This is a genomic window from Acinetobacter sp. BIGb0102, assembly GCF_003815055.1.
Taxonomy (GTDB): domain Bacteria; phylum Pseudomonadota; class Gammaproteobacteria; order Pseudomonadales; family Moraxellaceae; genus Acinetobacter; species Acinetobacter vivianii.
This window is the reverse complement of the sequence record NZ_RKQE01000015.1, coordinates 164132-182371: the sequence shown is the minus strand read 5'-3', so window position 1 is coordinate 182371 and position 18240 is coordinate 164132. Positions and strand designations below refer to the sequence as shown.

General features: G+C 43.1%; 18 protein-coding genes and 3 tRNA genes. 13 read left to right on the top strand and 8 right to left on the bottom strand.

The annotated features are described in order from the left end of the window. Positions 1 to 96 precede the first annotated feature (96 nt). The gene (pgsA, locus tag EC846_RS15435; protein WP_005255491.1) at positions 97 to 684 is read left to right on the top strand and encodes a CDP-diacylglycerol--glycerol-3-phosphate 3-phosphatidyltransferase; all 588 of its coding nucleotides are present in this window, start codon (positions 97 to 99) and stop codon (positions 682 to 684) included. A 210-nt stretch (positions 685 to 894) separates the two neighbouring features. On the opposite strand, the gene EC846_RS15430 is transcribed toward pgsA, so the two are convergent. After that, a complete protein-coding gene (locus EC846_RS15430; RefSeq protein ID WP_005255489.1) occupies positions 895 to 1674 on the bottom strand; it encodes an IclR family transcriptional regulator in 780 nt (259 codons plus the stop codon). A 434-nt stretch (positions 1675 to 2108) separates the two neighbouring features. Here EC846_RS15430 and EC846_RS15425 point away from each other — a divergent pair, with 434 nt between their 5' ends. From EC846_RS15425 to EC846_RS15415, 3 genes are all read left to right on the top strand, one after another. Continuing rightward, positions 2109 to 4202, top strand: coding sequence for an FUSC family protein (locus tag EC846_RS15425; protein ID WP_123775689.1), 2094 nt, complete (start codon positions 2109 to 2111; stop codon positions 4200 to 4202). Next, positions 4195 to 4401 carry a DUF1656 domain-containing protein gene (locus EC846_RS15420; RefSeq protein WP_004774072.1) on the top strand — a complete coding sequence of 69 codons (207 nt, stop codon included), beginning with the start codon at positions 4195 to 4197 and terminating at the stop codon, positions 4399 to 4401. The genes EC846_RS15425 and EC846_RS15420 overlap by 8 nt, the downstream gene beginning before the upstream one ends. Positions 4402 to 4464: 63 nt before the next feature. Then, the gene (locus tag EC846_RS15415) at positions 4465 to 5466 is read left to right on the top strand and encodes an HlyD family secretion protein (protein ID WP_123775688.1); all 1002 of its coding nucleotides are present in this window, start codon (positions 4465 to 4467) and stop codon (positions 5464 to 5466) included. 94 nt (positions 5467 to 5560) lie between these two features. Here EC846_RS15415 and ruvX read toward each other — a convergent pair whose 3' ends face one another. From ruvX to recN, 3 genes are all read right to left on the bottom strand, one after another. Next, complete coding sequence (ruvX, locus tag EC846_RS15410) at positions 5561 to 6004, bottom strand: Holliday junction resolvase RuvX (RefSeq protein ID WP_123775687.1); 444 nt, start codon at positions 6002 to 6004, stop codon at positions 5561 to 5563. Beyond that, positions 5997 to 6551, bottom strand: coding sequence for a YqgE/AlgH family protein (locus tag EC846_RS15405; protein WP_004774079.1), 555 nt, complete (start codon positions 6549 to 6551; stop codon positions 5997 to 5999). Before EC846_RS15405 ends, ruvX begins: the two co-directional genes overlap by 8 nt. A gap of 114 nt (positions 6552 to 6665) precedes the next feature. Further along, a complete protein-coding gene (recN, locus tag EC846_RS15400) occupies positions 6666 to 8327 on the bottom strand; it encodes a DNA repair protein RecN (protein WP_123775686.1) in 1662 nt (553 codons plus the stop codon). A 580-nt stretch (positions 8328 to 8907) separates the two neighbouring features. Between recN and EC846_RS15395 the strand changes: the two genes are divergently transcribed. From EC846_RS15395 to EC846_RS15385, 3 genes are all read left to right on the top strand, one after another. Continuing rightward, positions 8908 to 9234, top strand: a complete 327-nt coding sequence (locus tag EC846_RS15395) for a pyrimidine/purine nucleoside phosphorylase (RefSeq protein WP_004774082.1) — start codon at positions 8908 to 8910, stop codon at positions 9232 to 9234. Between the two features lie 193 nt (positions 9235 to 9427). Beyond that, positions 9428 to 10174, top strand: a complete 747-nt coding sequence (rlmB, locus tag EC846_RS15390; protein ID WP_004774084.1) for a 23S rRNA (guanosine(2251)-2'-O)-methyltransferase RlmB — start codon at positions 9428 to 9430, stop codon at positions 10172 to 10174. A gap of 31 nt (positions 10175 to 10205) precedes the next feature. Beyond that, complete coding sequence (locus EC846_RS15385; RefSeq protein ID WP_123775685.1) at positions 10206 to 11117, top strand: DMT family transporter; 912 nt, start codon at positions 10206 to 10208, stop codon at positions 11115 to 11117. Here the strand turns inward: EC846_RS15385 and coaE are convergent. From coaE to pilB, 4 genes are read right to left on the bottom strand one after another with little or no spacing between them, the layout of a single operon-like run. Further along, positions 11114 to 11719: a dephospho-CoA kinase gene (gene coaE / locus EC846_RS15380; RefSeq protein WP_004774087.1), complete on the bottom strand. Its 606-nt coding sequence runs from the start codon at positions 11717 to 11719 to the stop codon at positions 11114 to 11116. The genes EC846_RS15385 and coaE overlap by 4 nt on opposite strands. A gap of 1 nt (position 11720) precedes the next feature. Then, positions 11721 to 12581, bottom strand: coding sequence for a prepilin peptidase (locus tag EC846_RS18560; protein ID WP_005255469.1), 861 nt, complete (start codon positions 12579 to 12581; stop codon positions 11721 to 11723). Positions 12582 to 12586: 5 nt separating this feature from the next. Then, the gene (locus EC846_RS15370; protein WP_004774089.1) at positions 12587 to 13813 is read right to left on the bottom strand and encodes a type II secretion system F family protein; all 1227 of its coding nucleotides are present in this window, start codon (positions 13811 to 13813) and stop codon (positions 12587 to 12589) included. 24 nt (positions 13814 to 13837) lie between these two features. Next, on the bottom strand, positions 13838 to 15550 hold the full coding sequence (gene pilB, locus EC846_RS15365) for a type IV-A pilus assembly ATPase PilB (protein WP_123775684.1): 1713 nt from the start codon (positions 15548 to 15550) through the stop codon (positions 13838 to 13840). 371 nt (positions 15551 to 15921) lie between these two features. Between pilB and tpiA the strand changes: the two genes are divergently transcribed. The 6 genes from tpiA to rimP all read left to right on the top strand — a co-directional run bounded on the left by tpiA (position 15922) and on the right by rimP (position 18207). Further along, entirely contained in the window at positions 15922 to 16713 is a 792-nt protein-coding gene (gene tpiA / locus EC846_RS15360; protein WP_004774091.1) for a triose-phosphate isomerase, read from the top strand. Positions 16714 to 16725: 12 nt separating this feature from the next. After that, on the top strand, positions 16726 to 17055 hold the full coding sequence (gene secG / locus EC846_RS15355; protein WP_005255466.1) for a preprotein translocase subunit SecG: 330 nt from the start codon (positions 16726 to 16728) through the stop codon (positions 17053 to 17055). A gap of 56 nt (positions 17056 to 17111) precedes the next feature. After that, a tRNA-Leu gene (locus EC846_RS15350) sits at positions 17112 to 17196 on the top strand. A gap of 45 nt (positions 17197 to 17241) precedes the next feature. Beyond that, positions 17242 to 17318: transfer RNA gene (locus tag EC846_RS15345), tRNA-Met, on the top strand. Between the two features lie 88 nt (positions 17319 to 17406). Beyond that, positions 17407 to 17483 (top strand) — tRNA-Met (locus EC846_RS15340). 199 nt (positions 17484 to 17682) lie between these two features. Beyond that, the gene (gene rimP, locus EC846_RS15335) at positions 17683 to 18207 is read left to right on the top strand and encodes a ribosome maturation factor RimP (RefSeq protein WP_004774094.1); all 525 of its coding nucleotides are present in this window, start codon (positions 17683 to 17685) and stop codon (positions 18205 to 18207) included. Positions 18208 to 18240: the final 33 nt, after the last annotated feature.

Sequence of the window (18240 nt, the reverse complement as noted above, 5' to 3'; positions counted from 1 at the left end):
TGCGATGCATTTCGTATAAAGTTGCCTACACATGAATACAATCTCAGCACATCCTTTGTGCAAACTGCATTTGATGCGAACAACATGGCGGTGTTTATGAGCACAGGGCAAATCCTGAACATTCCTAATATCTTAACCTTGGCACGTATTGCCCTGATTCCCGTGTTTTTGGTGATTGCCTATTGGCCACCAGCAATTGGAATTGCTGAGCATCATGGGGGAATGATGCGCCATATGGTACTGACTGCGATTTTTGTTTTGGCAGCGGTGACCGACTGGTTTGATGGTTATTTAGCACGAACCCTGAATCAGACTTCTGCTTTTGGGCGCTTTCTTGATCCAGTGGCAGATAAGTTAATGGTTGCAGCGGCTTTGATCGTTCTGGTGCAATGGCAACCGACCATTTCTATGGCGTTTGCTGCGATTGTGATTATTTCCCGTGAGATTACCGTTTCTGCCTTGCGTGAATGGATGGCGGAACTCGGTGCGCGTACCAGTGTTGCGGTTTCAACAGTCGGAAAATACAAAACAGCCTTTCAAATGATCGCGATCAGTGTCTTCCTGCTGAACTGGAAACCTTTAGAAATCTGGGCCTATGCCTTACTTTATGCTGCGGTCATTTTAACTTTATGGTCCATGTTTATTTATATGAAAGCAGCTTGGCCATATTTAAAACAGCCCTAAGCATGATTTGCATACGAAAAGCCTTCTATTGAGAGGGCTTTTTTTTATGGGATGAAAAATTTAAGGCAAGAAAAAAGCCCATAACAACGATGAGCTTAGTTCTCTGAGGAAAGTCATGCTCTTTGGGAGAGTATGCTGAAGAACATAATCATAATATGAGAATTTGTTGGCATTTACAACAGTGAAAAATGTAAATGTTTTTTAATATTCTCAAATTTGACTATTCTGGTTTTCAGAAAGCGTAACGAACTTATGTTCGATTTGAGATGCATTGGTTTGTAGAATTTCGATGAGCTTTTGAATATTCAGGAAATCAAAGCGGTTCTTTGAGGCAACCAATGTCAAGGCGATAGGGGCTTCTTTGTTTGAGAAGCGAATCGGCACTGAAAGACCGCATACCATTGGATCAATCTCACCTTGTGATAAATAGAAGCCCTGTTTCTTGATTTTCCGCATCTGCTGCATAAATTCATCTGCATTATTGGCAAAACCCACCTGTGCCAGTTCCTGCGTGAACTGTTGATAGTAAGCCTGAATCCGTTGTTTGGTTAAATGCGCAATCACAATCTTCGGGGACGCACCGACATAAACAGGGCGTGGGCAGCCTCGACCATAGGAAATCAGTTCAGCTTCCTTGAAGGTTTCATGATGCAGATCGATACAGTAATCATGATTTAAATAGGTGAGTAAACAGCACAACTCGGTACGTTCTACGATATCGCGCATAAACGGAATACTGATCTGAATCAGTGGATCAGTACTATGTGAAATATAGTCAAGAACCGCAATTTTAGAACCAAGCGTGTAGTCACCCGATGTGCCACTAATCCGCTTAAGGATATCGGCAGAAACCAGTTCTTTTAAATAACGATAGGCAGTTGGTTTGGAGAGACCAAGCTCATCACAAATATTATCGACATTGATAATCGGACGTGAAACTGAAAATAAATCCAGCACGGTGAGAATTTTACCAAAACTCGAAATTGCCATGATGCGTTGTCTACTCCTTACAAAATAACGTGAAAACCGAACTTTTATTGCTTTATAACAGAAAAGGCTTAAGTGGTGTATGGGATTTTAAATTTGCTCTTCTTCTGTGAGGAAATAGAGTCTGATGCTGAGAAAATGATGAAATATTAAGGTCATTATTTTAGATTAAAATTAAAAATTATCAAATAGCGATAATTTATGTTGACTAATTCGCTTTGTTTTGAAAAAATTAACACCACAATGTCTTATTTGGATAATTATTTTTAGGGAAATCTCTCTAAAAATACCAAGCACAAGCATTGTATATCACTCCCAATATCCAGTTTTATTCCTATCGATTGCCCTGATTTGAATTCTTCAGATCAGTCTGGACGAGTCGTCACATTTTTATGGATGTGATGAGGATCAAGCTGACCCTAAATTGAGACATGTTCATGCTATTTAAACAGTTGTTGGCTTTTAGACCAAGTCGACTCGACATCATCTTTGCGTGCAAAACATTTGTAGCAGGTATGCTGGCATTGTTTATCTCGTTTGAACTGGACCTGATTAACCCGATGTGGTCAATCGGTACGGTCCTGATCATTGCCAATCCTTATTCAGGTATGGTGTCTTCCAAATGTGTGTATCGTTTAGTGGGAACTGTTGCGGGTGCAATTATTGCGTTACTGCTCACACCGCATTTTATTAATACGCCGTGGCTTTTTACCATTATCCTGTCTTTATGGGTGGGTTTTGCCTTGTATGTGTCGCTACTTGACCGTACGCCACGTAGTTATGTGTTCATGCTGGCGGGTTATTCCACCGCAATGATCGTGTATAACGCAATTACCTATATCGATACTTACAATATGTTTGATATCGCTTTGGCGCGGGTGCTGGAAATTTCGATTGGGGTGGTGGCGACCGCAGTTGTTTCTGCAACATTTTTCCCTGTCCATGTCGGGGCCATGATCAAGCAGCGTGTCAATAAGACTCTGAATGATCTGGAAAATACCTTTGAGCGTTTGATTACTGTTCAGAAAGAGCCAGAAAATTACACGCAGGTGCTTTCGGTAATTACCCGCGATGCTTCAGATATTCATGCGCTGGCTGTGCATTTGGCTTATGAAAAAGGTGAGTTAAATGGCATGACCAAACCGTTGCAGGAAATGCTGCATCAGGTTTCATTGGTGGTGGCGAATCTGGTGGCTTTGTCTCAACGGGTGAAACAGCTCGGGCAAATGCAAGTGACCAATCTGACCCCACATTTAGATCGGATTCGTCAGGACACCCTGACCTTTCTAAAACAGGAACGGGTTTTAAGTCCAGCAGATTTACAAGCTTTGCCTGCCCGTTTCGAAGAAGATTTTGCTGAGCTGATTTCGATTGCAACTCCTGAACAGCAAATTGTGCTGGCTGCATTGAAAATGGATGTTCGTCATTTTATTGCCAATATTCTGGCGGTAAAACTGATCTGGCAACAGATTCAGCAAGGTAAAAAAGACATTCCTGCTGAAATTACGTCGATTACTACGAAATATCCGAGTTTGCACCGAGATCATGGTATTGCGATTCGTGGCGGAATTAGTGCTGTGCTGATCACTTTTATTGTTACAGGTGCATGGATTTTGTCGGGCTGGAAAGCGGGCTTCATGATGGCACAAATGGGCGCAATCACCGCTTGTATTTTGACAGCGCTGGATAATCCTGTGCCTGTGCTACGCATTTTCATCTGGGGCAGTATTGTTTCGGCAGGATTGGTATTTTTATACGCCTTTGGTATCTTCCCGCATGTCACACACTTCTGGCAATTGGCATTGGTATTGTTCCCTGTATTTCTGGTGGCAGTGACCATGATGGCGAATCAGATGTTGATGCCAATTGGTATGGTATTGGGCATTAACACCATGATGGGCTTGAATCTGCATAACCAATACACCATGGATGCAGTGTCTTATCTGGACAGTTCATTTGCAATGGTGTTGGGTGTAATGGTCTCCCTGATTGTGATTGATCTGGTACGTGCCGTTTCTCCAGATACCAGTGCGACACGGATTTTAGCTTTGCATTATCAAGCGATGCGACAGGCATTACATCTGTCTTATGGCAGTGACTTCAAAATTCATTTACGCAGTATGTTAGATCGTGTCGGCGTATTGAATACTAAGATGGTACAAAATCCAGAAATTAAAACCGCAATTCAAAATGCGCTGGTTGAAAGTAGCTCGATTGTTGATCTGGTGCGTTTGCAAGAAATTAGCCAAAAATTGCCGCAATTGGTAGAGCTACAACAAGAAGTGAATGCATTGCAACAGCAGCTTACAACGTATTTTCAGGCACAAGAGAAACAGCTCTCGATTCATCATTTCCCAGCAGGAATCGTGGAGCAAATAGCGCGTTTGCAGCGTATTGCACCGCAGATTGAAGATGCTCAATTACGTCAACGACTCTTGATTTCGCTCAATAATATTTGTGAAAGCATTGGTCATATTTCCACAGAACAGCGCTATTCAGACATGTATGGCTTAGGTGTATCTCATGGGTGAACTTAATCTTTATGGCATTTATATTCCCATTCTTTTGGTACAGGCCATTATTGCCTATGTCTTGTTTAAGCTGGCTGGCCCATTGCTGGATCGCCTGATCAGCAAAGGCTGGATTGCACTCCCGAGTATTTTTAATTTGTGCTTTTACTTGGGGCTCATGCTACTGGTGCACTGGTTGTTCGTGTGGTTATGGGCTTAAGTGTTTTGAATAAAGTGTCTATGAAATTTAATGATTTAAAGATAAATGGTAAAGGTAATGAACATGAATGCATTTGATGTGAGAAAAGTCATACGTCCAATTGTATTGCTACTGGCTGTGCTGGTTGCAGTGTATACGATTGTGCATTTATGGAATTACTACAATGCTGCACCGTGGACGCGTGATGGCCGTATTCGTGGTGATGTGATTCAGGTCGCTTCAGATGTGAATGGCTTGGTCACTGAAGTGCTGGTGCAAGACAACCAGACCGTGAAAAAAGGGCAGGTGCTGTTTAAAATCGATGTCGCACGTCAGGCGTTGGATGTGGAACAGGCCAAATCAGATTTAGCCAAAGCCAAAGCAGGTCTGGCACAAGCGCATGCCACGCTGGCAGGTGCTAAAGCCAGTTTGGTAAAAACTGAAGCAAACAAAAAATTAGCTGATAAAAATGCGGCTCGCTATGCCAGCTTAATGGATGGTGCGATTTCGAAACAGGAGCAGGATCAGGTCTTTGCTGTGCGTGATCAAGCTGTCGCAGAGAAAGAGCAATTGACTGCCAATATTGAACAAGCCAATGCTGCTATTCTGCAACAACAGGCTTTGATTGAGGTTGCAAACAGCGCGTTGCATTTGGCGCAATTAAATCTGCATCGTTCAGAAGTGGTTGCACCTGCGGATGGAACATTATCGAACTTTGATTTGCGTGTGGGTAACTACGTTAAAGTCGGGCAAGCCGTGGCTGCACTTTTAGACCGTCAACAGCTTTATGTGGTGGGTTATTTTGAAGAAACTAAACTCAATCGTATTCATGTAGGTGATGCTGCAACCGTACAGTTGATGGGGGATCGTCAACAGATTCGTGGTCATGTGCAGGGGATTGCATCAGGGATTGAAGACCGTGAGCGCTCTGGCAGTTCAAACTTATTGGCGAATGTGAACCCAACCTTTAGCTGGGTGCGTTTGGCACAACGTGTACCAGTAAAAATTGTATTGGATGAGCAACCGCATAATCCATTAGCCTTTGTTTCTGGACGTACTGCGACAGTCAGAATTATTGAAAAATAATCAATGCGGTTTCCAAGTGGTCTAATTCATTCAAGAATGAGACAACAAAAAGCGGCATGGAACGCCGCTAAATGATAAAAAGTTATAGATTTCTTTAAGGTGTAATCCCGACAGGATCGCGATACCAACTTTGAATTAATAATGCAGCAGCAAAACTATCAGCCGATAAACGCTTGGCCTGACCTTTGCTCTGATAGGATTCAAGTTCTTCTCTTGCTTCGCGTGTGGTCAGACGCTCATCCACCATCCACGTTTCAATATTGGTTTGATGGCGTAAACGACGGGCAAATTTCCGTGCACGAGCTGACAATTCAGATTCACTATCATCCATATTCAGCGGTAAACCCACTAAAAATAAGGTCGGTTGCCATTCTTTGACGATCTTTAATAATTTATCCCAGTCTGGAATACCGTCTTTCATGGCAAATAATGGCAGGGGATTGCTACTTTCAATACTGGATTGACCGATTGCCATCCCCATTTTCTGTGTACCAAAATCAAAAGCCATAATGGATTGAGCTGTTTGCATATCAGGCATGACCAATCTCGGAAGCAAACCAGGTGCGATCTACACCAATTTTCTTATAGGCTGCGTCCCAACGATCGCCATAAGGCAGATTGAAAATCAAATCCATATCCGACTCACAGATCAGCCAGTCGCCGCGGGTAATTTCCTCTTCAAGCTGGTTTTTGCTCCAGCTGGCATAGCCCAAGGCGATTTGATAGCGACCCACACCTTCGTTATGCGCAATTGCATCCAGAATATCTTTACTGGTGGTGATACAGACATTTTCGCCCACAGCAATAGATGAATGCCATGTTGGTTGACCTGTATGTAACACAAATCCTGCTTCTGGGCGTAATGGCCCGCCTTGCAATACCGCATGCGGATGCACATTATCGGCATCAATTTCTAAATCATTGAGTAATTCTTTGATCTGTAATTCAGAAGGACGATTGATGATAATGCCCTGAGCGCCGTCTTCATCATGGCGAGCGACATAAATGACTGTATTGGCAAAGAAGTCATCGGCCATGTCTGGTGGGGCGATTAGACAACGGTGAGTTAGATATTGTTTCGTCACCTAGGCGGTTCTCCCTCAATGTATTGTGCTGATCTATCTATATAGGTTCTTTTTATCAACATACAAGAGTTGATCGGATTTCGCCAATTATTTTCTAATATTTTGTGCCGTTACTTAGGCAGACTGAAATTTAAGCTGACGTAACTGTCTTGCATGCTGCAAAGTGGTCTCGCTAATTTCGACTCCGCCCGACATACGTGCCAGTTCTAAAATACGTTGCTCTTCACTCAGTTCGATAATGGTACTGCTTGCTGGATCTGTTTGTTGTTTCTTCACCAGCAGATGCTGGTCAGACTGTGCAGCAACCTGTGCCTGATGGGTGATACATAACAATTGAACATGTTGTGCAAGATCAGCCAGTAAGCGACCAACAACTTCGGCAGTACCACCACTAATCCCCACATCGATCTCATCAAATACCAGTACTTCAGCATCTGTCTTTTCCGCATTCATGACTTGCATGACGAGGGCAATACGTGAAAGTTCACCCCCTGATGCAACACGTGCCAGCGGTTGAGGAGGAATTCCTTTATTGGCGGTAAATAGCAACTGAATGAAGCTTAAGCCTTCTGCGTTGGCAGGTTCTAAGGGTTCAAACTTAAATTCAAAATGCGCTTCAGGTAATGCTAATGGTTTGACCTGTTCTGTGAGTTGCTTCGCTAGAGGAATCGCTGCTGCACGACGAATTTCATCTAGATGCTGTGCTTTTTGCATAAACGCCTGATACGAAACTTCGACTTGCTCTGCCAAAGTTTCTGGATCTTCCAGTTGATGCAACTGTTCTAATTCTTGCTGCCAGCTTTCATATTCTTGTTTGAGTAATTCGGGTTGAGTGCGATGCTTGCGGGCCAAGCGATGGAATACTTCCAACGTCGCATTCAGTTGTTCCATACGCTCTGGATCAAAGCTCTGACGGTCAATAAATTGACGTAAGCTCGCCGTAGCATCATCGATTTCGCTTTGCGCATTTAACAACGCATTGTAGATACTAGCAAGCTGTTCACTACGACCTGCATGAGATTCTAAACGACGAATGATCGATGCGACTTCCTGCGTAATATTCTGCTCAGCTTCATCTAAGACATTCAGGCTATAGCTACAATCCTGCATGATATGTTCATGATGGCTAAGACGATCAAATTCTTGCTCAATTTCCCGATAATCGGTTTGAACCACGTCTTCGAGTTCTTCGATTTGAGATTCTAGGTTTTGTATTTTTTGAATGCGTGTTGCTTGCGCATCCAAAGCGGCTTGATGCTGACGAATATTCTTTTGCCATGTGCTATATGCTTCACGAACGGCATTCGAGGGCTCTGCAAAATTGTGATAACGGTCTAGCCAGCGTTTTGGATAAGGCGGCTCTAATAACTGTTGTTGACTGTGCTGGCTATAGAGTTGTACCAGTAAACGACCGATTTCCTTGAGTTCGGCTAAACTACTCGGACGGCCATTGATCCAGGCCTTGCTACGGCCTGTGGCAAAAATCACACGTCTTAAATGGATCTCACCAGAATCATCATCTAGTTCATGCTCGGCGAGCCATTGCGCTTCGGCACTGTCAGCTTGATAGCTAAATACGGCTGTGACATCGGCTTTGTCAGCGCCATAGCGGACATAATTGGTATCAGTGCGTTCACCCAGACATGCAGAGAGCGCATCTAACAATAATGATTTGCCCGCGCCAGTTTCACCAGTCAGCACATTGAAGCCTTGTTCAATATCTAAAGCCAAATGGTCAGCGAGTGCAAAATTAATTAAAGTTAAATGGGTGAGCATAAACGCATCCAATGCACAGAATCTTTTGCTTAAAGATAGAGAAGTTTTAAAGTTGCTACAAGAGTTGAATGTAGGATTTTCCTTATTTACTGTATGGATAGAAGATTATTTTGTTATGTGTTTGACCTCTTGGCTTTTTCTTCAACATTTATATGGGGAGTTAAGGTTTTGCGTTTGGGTAAACTTTCTTAATGCAGGCTGTCCCTTGCCACTCATCGTCTTGCACCCGAACCTTGCGAAGCTATGCTTCTCATGCTTTATTTTTCCTCGCCACTCGCAGCATATGAGCCATATATGGCGCAAGGTCTTGCGCTCAGGCAAAGTTTCACTTTGCTTTTCCTCTTTACTCACAGCAAAGCTGTTCGTCTTGCGCTCGGGCAAAGTTTCACTTTGTGCTTCCTCTTTACTAACAGCATAGCTGTTCGTCTTGCGCCCAGACAAAGCTTTGCTTTGTTAATCTGGGCTCAGGTATGAAAATTGCTATGTTTAGCCCAGAAAATGGATTGATTAGTTGTCACGGCACAATTAAACTACGTCCAGCATAACCTAATATAAATGCGGCATTATTTGGAGAGTACGCATGAGTTCAGTGCAGTTTGATCATGTAACGGTCATCAAGAAATCGAATGTGTATTTTGGTGGGGCATGTATCAGCCATACAGTACAATTTGAAGATGGTACAAAAAAGACTTTAGGTGTAATTTTACCCACTGAACAGCCTTTAACTTTTGAAACACATGTACCAGAGCGTATGGAAATTATTTCTGGTGAATGTCGTGTAAAAATCGCAGATAGTACAGAAAGTGAATTATTCCGTGCAGGTCAGTCATTCTATGTCCCTGGCAATAGTACCTTTCTGATTGAAGCAGACGATGTACTTGATTATGTCTGTCATTTAGAAGGCTAACCTATTCCTTTCTAAATCGAGTACACTAGAGTCAATAAAAATCCTGTAAAGACATTTTGCAGGATTTTTTTATTAAGTACTCTTGCGGAGCTATAATCGCTCCTCACCTGTAAAGTCACTTTGCAGGATTTTTATTTTTCAAAATTCCTAATTCTCTTTTTTGTAAAAGAGGACGTGCTAAACGAGGTCGTTCATGGCAAAACCTGAATATTATTATGGCGTTCATTCGGTGGAGTCATTGTTGGAGTTAGAGCCTGAACGCGTTTTGACTTTATTTACATTAAAAGGTCGAGATGACCAGCGTTTGCAAAAAATCTTGCAACTTGCTGAACCTTTTGGCATCAGCATTCAAAAAGCCAGTCGTGACAGTCTGGAGAAACTGGCAGGTTTACCTTTCCATCAAGGGGTGGTTGCCGCAGTTCGCCCACATCCGACCTTGAATGAAAAAGATCTGGATGAACTCATGCAGCAGTCTCCAGATGCGTTGTTACTGGCGCTTGATCAGGTGACTGACCCACACAATCTTGGCGCGTGTATTCGTACTGCGGCAGCGATGGGTGTTCAGGCGGTGATTGTGCCACGTGATCGTTCAGCAAGCTTGACGCCGACAGCGCGTAAAGTTGCAGCGGGTGGTGCCGAGAAAGTGAAATTTATTCAAGTGACCAATCTGGCAAGAACCTTGGCACATCTGAAAGACAGCACACACACCCGTGTGATTGGTACCATGCTGGATGAAAAAGCATTGCCGATTCATCAATGTGATTTTAAAGGTCCTGTCGTGATTGTCATGGGAGCTGAAGATACGGGTTTAAGACCGATTACCCAGTCACAATGTGATCATACTGTGTATATCCCGATGTCGGGTGACCTGCAAAGTTTAAATGTAAGCGTGGCAACAGGTATGGCATTGTATGAAGCCTGCCGTCAACGTGGTGTATAATTTAAGCTCATATTGTTCTATGTAAGCCCAGATGACTGCTCGTACGCAAGGCTATTTCTTTGTCCTGATCACGATGTGTATTTGGGGCGGATTTACGATTTTTTCCCGCCTCAATGCACATTGGCATGTCAGTGTCTGGGATCTGGTGGCCATGCGTTTTGCCATTGCTTCCCTGATTTTATTGCCAGTTTTGATCTATAAAAAAGATCTCGCCTTTTTATGGAATCCACGCCCCGTTATTTTGGCGCTGATTGGTGGACTGGTGTATTGCCTTACAGTCTATACCGCCTTTTTACATGCACCAGCCGCACATGCTGCCATTTTCCTGAATGGCTGTATTCCGCTATGTACCGCCGTCGCTGCCTATATCTTATTTAGGCAACCTTTTGATAAACATACTTGGGTAAGCTTAATCATCATGATGAGTGCCTTGGTACTCATGAGCTATTTGATGCTGCATGATCAAGCCTCGGGATTGGGCGTTGGAGATCTACTTCTATTTGTCAGTGCAATCTGGTGGGGAATTTTTACTGTTTTGCTGAAACAGTGGAAGCTCTCTGCGTGGCACGCAACTGCGGGTGTGGTGATCTGGTCTGCAATTATCTATCTCCCTATTTATCTTCTATTTATTCCCAAGCATTTTCATGAAGCAACGCCTGCACATTTATTGATTCAGGGGCTTTTTCATGGTGTGCTAGTTGTGATTGTGGCAACGCTGACTTATGTGGCTGCTATTGAGCGATTAGGTGCATTTAAAACAGGCAGTATTGTAACCTTGGCACCCTTTATTGCCGCGATTATTGCAGTTCCTTTATTGAATGAACCATTGAATGCCGCGATTGTTTGTGGCCTGATCGGGATGGGGATTGGCGCATTGCAGCCATGGCACTGGTTCCGTAAAGACAGCTTGGCTGCGCAGTTGGCTCGGCAGAAACAAGGTTAGAAGGCGTGTTCTGCGCGTTGCAAATAACTCAAGTGCAATGGTTTAAGTTGCTGATGCAGATGCTCTAATAAGCCATCATTGATGACAATATCATTGGCAAGCTGTTGTTTTTGAACGCGGGGCATTTGTGCTGCAATGATTTTACGAATTTGTTCTTCGCTTTGCCCATCACGCTGACTGGCCCGTTGTAGTTGGGTTTGCTCATCAGCATCTACCAGCAAGGTATGATGCGTGAGTTCATGCTGGTTGGTTTCAAAAAGTAAAGGTGAAACCAAAATCACATAAGGACTTTCGGCCTGTTGTAACTGCTGAATAATAGACTGTCGAATGGCTGGGTGGGTAATTTTTTCCAGCGTTTGACGCGCTTCTGGAAACTGGAAAATATGCTCACGCAACGCTCTGCGATCCAAATTGCCATCTTCTAATAAAACCCAGTCGCCAAAGGCCTGTTGTATCGCTTGCAATGTAGGTTGGCCTGGCTCAACCACTTCTCTTGCCACGATATCCGCATCGACGACAGTAATACCTTGGGATTCAAACCATTGTGTAGCAGCCGATTTTCCACTACCAATACCGCCTGTAATACCCAAGATAAAACTCATATTAACCACCTAAATAAACTTTCATGATCTGATCGCCCCATAAAAAGGCGATCCAGCCTGCGATTGCAATGTAAGGACCAAATGCAAATGGCTGATTTTCACCACGCATTTTCATCAAAATAATACCAATAATCGCACCCACCATTGAAGAGAGTAGCACGATTAAAGGCAGCAGCATTGGCCCCATCCATGCACCTAGGGCAGCTAACAGCTTAAAGTCGCCATAGCCCATGCCTTCTTTACCCGTGATTAATTTGAAAATGTAATACACGATCCAGAGACATAAAAAACCAATGATATAACCCCAGATTGCCAGACTGGCAGAGGTATAAATGGCATAACTATTAATTCCTAAACCTAAGGCCGCTAGGGGAAGGGTAAAGCGGTCTGGCAGCAATTGGGTATCAAAATCAATAAAGGTCAGTGTGATCAATACCCAAGTGAGCACTAAACCAAATAGCATCTTTAGAGTAGGGCCGAAAACAGCAACTACTACCAGCGAGCACAGCATGGTCAGTAGTTCAATGAACGGATAACGAATACTGATTGGGTTCTGGCAGGTTCCACATTTACCTCGCAGCGCTAACCAGCTAATAACAGGAATATTCTGGTACCAGCGAATCGCAGAGTCGCATTTGGGGCAGGTCGAAGCGGGTTGACTCAAGGTCAGTTTACTTTGGTCAATTATCGGCTGTTCTGGATTGAGTAGCATCTGGCATTCCTGATGCCATTCTTGCTCCATCATCTTGGGGGTGCGGAAGATGACAACATTTAAGAAGCTGCCAATGCATAAACTAAAAAGCCCAACCGCAAGATAAAGTGCAGTTGGGTTTTCAATAAAATAATAAATAATTTGTTGCATGCGTATTAGACCACAGAACCCATTTGGAAGATTGGTAGATACATGGCAACAACGAGGCCACCGACTAAAATACCAAGTATAGCCATGATTAACGGTTCCATCATAGACGTTAAACCATCTACGGCATTGTCGACTTCGTTTTCATAATGAGTGGCAACCTTATCCAGCATACTGTCTAAAGCACCAGACTCTTCACCAATTGCAACCATTTGAATCGCCATCGAAGGGAAGCGGTTTGAAACACGCATGGCGAATTGTAGTTGCTGACCTGTCGCGACATCTTCACGAATTTTCATGACCGCTTCTTCATAAATGACGTTATTGGTCGCACCCGCAGTTGACTCTAGTGCATCAATCAGCGGTACACCTGCTGCGAAGGTCGTTGCTAGGGTACGGCTATAGCGCGCAATAATCGCTTTATAAACCAGATCCCCAAAAATAGGCGCTTTTAATGCCATTTTGTCCAGAAGATCGCGGAACTTTTTACTGCGTTTTTTTGCTTCCAAAAAGGCTGCAATGATTGCACCAATTACAATAATCAGGATAAACCAGTACTCTTGCATCCATTTGGACATGTTCACGACCATTTTGGTGAACGCAGGCAGGTCTGCACCAAAAGAGCTAAACAAGTCCTGAAACACAGGTACAACTTTAACCATCAAAATAATGGTCACGATTACAGCCACTACAATAACGGTAGCTGGATATTTCATGGCCTTTTTAATTTTCTGTTTGAGCAGCTCACTTTTTTCTTTATAGATCGCAACACGGTCTAACATGGTTTCGAGCGCACCTGATTGTTCACCAGATTCCACCAGCGAGCAAAACAGGTTATCAAAATATTGCGGGTATTTTTTTAAGGCACCAGCAAAAGTATTACCGCCTTCAACCTCACCCTTGATCCCCAGTACCACTTCACGCATAGAAGGGTTTTCCAGACCTTCTGCAACGATTTCAAAGCCTTGTACCAGTGGTACGCCTGCTTTCATCATGGTTGCCAATTGGCGAGTGAAAATAGTGATATCCAGCGTCGTGACTTTTTTCTTCATCAGACCTTCAAGGATATTCTTGCGCTTTTCCCGAATATTCTTAATGGTGACGCCTTGTTTTCGTAAGGTGACTTTCGCCAAAGCCATATTACGAGCTGGTAATTCCCCTTTAATTTTTGCTCCTTTCCGGTCGACCCCTTCATAAGCAAAAGTTGGCATCATTTGCGCTTTTTTAGCTGCCATGATTATTAATCCTTTTTATTGATTTTATTCACTTGTCACGCGGTTAATTTCCTGCAAAGAGGTAATTCCTTGCATCACCTTTCTTAAACCTGAACGACGTAAATTACTAAAACCTGCTTGTTCTGATGCGGCTGCAATTTGTAAGGCATTGCCGTCTTCCATAATAATTCTAGAAATTTCTGGCGTGACTTTCATGACTTCATAAACACCAACGCGGCCTTTGTAGCCTTCACGACATTCAGAACAACCCACAGGCTGAAAAATTTTGAAATCAGGATCAGCCATATCCTGTTCAGTAAAGCCAAGCTCTAAAAGGCTTTGTTTCGGTATATCAATCGGTGTCTTACACTGAGAGCATAAGCGACGTGCCAAGCGTTGCGCAATCACCAGATTCACTGAAGTGGCAATATTGAAGGACGGTACGCCCATATTACGTAAACGGGTCAAGGTTTCAGGTGCACTGTTGGTATGCAGTGTCGACATTACCATATGGCCTGTTTGGGCAGCTTTAATGGCAATTTCTGCTGTTTCCAGATCTCGAATCTCACCCACCATGATGATGTCTGGATCCTGACGTAAGAAGGCTTTCAATGCAGCAGAGAAGGTGAGACCCGTTTTGGGATTGACGTTGACCTGATTAATCCCTTCCAGATTGATTTCGACAGGATCTTCGGCCGTGGAAATATTGGTATCTTCAGTATTTAAAATATTGAGGCCTGTATATAACGAGACCGTTTTACCAGAACCCGTTGGACCAGTGATCAGAAGCATGCCTTGAGGCTTATCCAGCGCTTCCATGAATAAAGCTTTTTGCTCATCTTCGTAACCGAGTGCTTCGATTCCGAGCATGGCGCTGGATGGATCAAGAATACGTAGAACTAGTTTCTCACCAAACAGCGTCGGCAGTGAGTTCACACGGAAGTCGATGGCTTTGGTTTTAGAGAGCTTTAATTTAATACGACCATCTTGAGGCATCCGTTTTTCTGAAATGTCCATTTGCGACATAACTTTTAAACGAGACGCTAAACGCGTTGCCATTTGTAAAGGCGGATTGGCAATTTGACGGAGTACACCATCAACGCGATAGCGAACCCGATACATTTTTTCATAAGGTTCAAAATGTAAATCGGATGCACCCATGCGAATCGCATCAATCAGTAATTTATTGATATATTTAACAATCGGTGACTCATCGCCTTGTGGAGCATCGTCTTCTTCTTTTGTTGGATCCTGACTTACATCAATATCCAGATCAAAATCTTCGCTATCACCAAAGTCGAAACTTCCCGAATCCCCAAATTGCTGTTCAATCAGTTTTTCTAATTTAGTGTGTTCAACAATGATCGGTTCGATATTGAGTTTGGTGTTAAAGCGAATTGCATCCAGTGCTTCGATATTGGTCGGATTACTGGTGGCAACGTACAGGATCTGGCCTCGTTGCAGTAGGGGAGCGACTCTGTGTTTCTGAATCAGTTTGTTGTCAGCCAGATCACGCGGCAGCAAGGCAGTATCGTAGACTGCCAGATCAAACAGAGGTTCGCCAAATTCGGCTGCAATGGTTTCAGCAATAGTAAGCGGCGATAAACGATGATGTTCAATTAAGTGCGCGACGATGTCTTGTTGTGCTCTTTTAGCAGCATCAATCGCTGATTGCATGGTTGCCGCAGACAGATGACTGTCTTCAACTAACCGTCGAATAAACCCCGAAAACTTTGGAGACGTATGTAATCCTGACATCTGTCCGCCTTATGACAATAAATGTTTATAATATGTATCCTAAAAATTATACTTTTGTTATGCAAAAATGCCACTAGAGAAAGTGTCGTTTTTGCCTTGATTCATAGCTAAACTTTGAACTGATCGAGTTTTTTTACAAATTAATTTTATGTAATACGTTAATTTCTAAATTGATCCTATACTTTTACCAGCCAGAAGCTTCTTGTTTTTAAATAAATATGAGTGCGATGTGCGTTGTAAAACAAAGCGTATTTTAGATTCAGATAAATTTTAAATTGATTTATATCTAAACAATAGAAAAAAACTGAATTTTATAAAAATCCGTGTAAAATATGCAGCATTTTTGAAAATTAACAGTAGGCGGGCGAAGTATGTCGAACTCGACCATTACCCCTTGGGTTGTTGGCAATTGGAAAATGAATCCAATGCATGCGAATGCTTTCCAACTAATAGAAGAATTTAAGCAGTTATTACAGCAGGACAATATTTCTCCTGAGCAATGTCATATTGGTGTAGCGCCAACGACGATTGCGCTGACGGGTGTCCATGCCCAGTTAAAAGATGCAGCCAGAGCTGTTTATACCGTGGCTCAGGATCTTTCTCGTGTGGCAGGTACAGGTGCTTACACAGGTGAAGTGAGTGCGGAACTGTTAAAAGACAGTCAGATTGAATATGTATTGATTGGACATTCAGAACGCCGTGAATTATTCGGTGACAATGTCGAAATATTAAAAGCAAAGCTGCAAAATGCCTTAAGCGCAGGTTTAACCGTGATTTATTGCGTCGGTGAAAGCTTGGAGCAACGCGAGCAGGGTGCAGCAGAGCAAGTCGTATTACAACAAATTTGTGATATTGCAGCGGTGGTAAAAGCTGAACAATGGCAAAATATTGTGGTAGCGTATGAACCGATTTGGGCAATCGGGACGGGTAAAACCGCGTCACCCGCAGATGCTCAGGCGATGCATGCAAAAATTCGTGAAGGCTTAAAGCAGATTACTGCATTTGGCGCAAATACTGCGATCTTGTATGGTGGTAGTGTAAAAGCTGAAAATGCGGTTGAATTGGCGGCATGTCCAGATATTAATGGTGCTTTGGTGGGTGGTGCATCTTTAAATGCGCAATCTTTTTACCAAATCGCAAAAGCATTTGCGCAAAGCAAATAACGAGGAATAGAGATGTATAGTTTTATACTCGTTGTACACATCATTCTAGCAATTTTGATTATTGCTTTGGTTCTGGTACAACAAGGTAAAGGTGCAGAAGCAGGCGCATCATTTGGTGGTGGCGGTGCTGCAACCGTATTTGGTGCTTCAGGCGCAGGCAACTTTTTAACTCGTATGACTGCGATTTTTACAGCGCTGTTTTTTGTCACCAGTTTGACACTCGCTGTGTTTGCAAAGAAACAAACCACAGATGCATATAGTTTGAAAACTGTTCAAACGACGACATCTGCGCCGGCAACATCGCCTGAAACTTCATCAAATGCACCTAAAACGGCTGAATAAGTCGATTTAGGACTTTCCTTTTTGTATTTAAAGGAATAGAATGCGTCCCACAAACTGCGGTGGTGGTGGAATTGGTAGACACGCTACCTTGAGGTGGTAGTGCTTTCGGGCGTGGGGGTTCAAGTCCCCCCTTCCGCACCAAACTTAATAACCAGTTAAGTTCGGTGTATGCAGTGTTTGTGTTGATGCGGGATGGAGCAGTCTGGTAGCTCGTCGGGCTCATAACCCGAAGGTCGTTGGTTCAAATCCAGCTCCCGCTACCATTTGATTAAGGTGCAACTTAATCAGACGGATATGAAGAAAACTTAAATTGACTTTTTTTCATATTTGTATATAATTTTTGCACGTTGATGCGGGATGGAGCAGTCTGGTAGCTCGTCGGGCTCATAACCCGAAGGTCGTTGGTTCAAATCCAGCTCCCGCTACCAAGTTTCTAAAAAGAGGCTCACAATAAGGTGGGCCTTTTTGCACAGTGGGCTAAGCTTTTCTGTGTAACATAGGGGCGATTTACGCCCTTTTTTATTGGTTGTTTAGCTATCGTGTAGTTGTTCGACATCAATTGGTCAAATAGTCGTGCTTCACTATACGGTTAAGATTGATTGGCTCGTATAAGAGCGACGAGAGTACATGAAATTATCAAATAAATCTCAAGCATTGCATGATCTTATTGCGCCAGCTGTAGCTGCGTGTGGTGTAGATCTGTGGGGGATTGAATTCCTGCCACAAGGTAAGCGTTCTTTACTACGTATTTATATCGATAAAGTCGTAGATGAAAATGCTGAACCTGTCCTCAATGAAGATGGTGAAGTTGAACTCGGGCGTGGTATTGGCGTTCAGGATTGTGTTTTGGTAACACAACAAGTGGGTGCAATGCTTGATGTCCATGATCCAATTTCGGGTGAATATGCTTTAGAAGTATCATCACCAGGTTGGGATCGTCCATTTTTTCAACTTAATCAATTACCTGCCTATATCGGGCAACAAGTGGCTTTACGATTAATTGCTGCTGTCGAGAACCGTCGCAAATTTCAGGCGAAATTACTTTCTGTAGACTTGGAAAATGAAATCATTCAGGTCGAAGTTGAAGGTAATCATGTGCTTGAAATTGATAGTAATAATATTGATAAAGCAAATTTAATCTATCAAGACTAATATTAACTTAATTTTATAAGAAATCGGTAGGTG